At 77.2% G+C, this 421-nt stretch carries 1 protein-coding gene; it reads left to right on the top strand.

Annotation, left to right across the window (positions count from 1 at the left end; translation table 11 throughout):
* The coding region (locus BST12_RS32700) for a hypothetical protein (RefSeq protein ID WP_211281426.1) at positions 1–421 on the top strand (421 nt) is incomplete at both ends.

Raw genomic sequence — 421 nt, 5'->3', positions numbered from 1 at the left:
CCCACCCCCGTGCCCGTCACCCCGGTCGACGGCGTAAACCCGCTCAACGGAATAAGTGGAACCAACGCAGGCAGCGGCGGCAACGGTGGCAACGGCGGGGCCGGCGGAACTCTGGCCGGTAACGGCGGCAGCGGCGGTAATGCCGGCAACGGCGGCGCCGGCGGTAACGGCGGTAACGGATGGTCAGCCCCCGCCATCGACAACCAGGGCGGCGCCGGCGTGATCACCGACGCCGACGGCGGCGCCGGTGGTGCCGGCGGGGCCGGGGGCGCCGGCGGTACCGGCGGGCACGGCGGCAGTGCCCTGGGTGTGGGCGACGGCGGCGCCGGCGGCAAGGGTGGAAGCGGCGGGACCGGCGGCGCCGGCGGCAGCGGCGGCAACGGCATCGGGACAGGAAACGGCGGCAACGGTGGGGCCGGCG

Origin of the sequence: Mycobacterium angelicum (genome assembly GCF_002086155.1) — a bacterium.
GTDB classification, from domain to species: domain Bacteria; phylum Actinomycetota; class Actinomycetes; order Mycobacteriales; family Mycobacteriaceae; genus Mycobacterium; species Mycobacterium angelicum.
This window is presented reverse-complemented; position numbering and strand designations above follow the sequence as displayed.